We start from the raw sequence: 244 nt of genomic DNA on the forward strand, positions 1-244 counted from the left end.
CAGCAGCGAAAGCTGAAGTAGCGAAAGCTGCCCTCGCCGCAGTCAATGCCATCAATGAAGCGAAAGATCAAGAAGGCGTAGATGGTGCTCAAACTACAGGAGTTAAAGCAATTGAAGCAGTAAGTCCAGTAGGAAAAGAGAAAGCGCTAGAAGCTATCCAAGCAGCATCAGAAGCTAAGATTGCGTCAATTGATAAGAATGCTAAATTGTCAGACGATGAAAAAGCAGCAGCGAAAGCTGAAGT

The 244-nt window shown here is 45.1% G+C and carries 1 protein-coding gene; it reads left to right on the plus strand.

The window, feature by feature from the left end:
- The coding region (locus tag HT718_RS09435) for a DUF1542 domain-containing protein (RefSeq protein ID WP_173268292.1) at positions 1 to 244 on the plus strand (244 nt) is incomplete at both ends.

Source organism: Streptococcus sp. 714 (assembly GCF_013277115.1).
Classification (GTDB): Bacteria; Bacillota; Bacilli; order Lactobacillales; family Streptococcaceae; genus Streptococcus.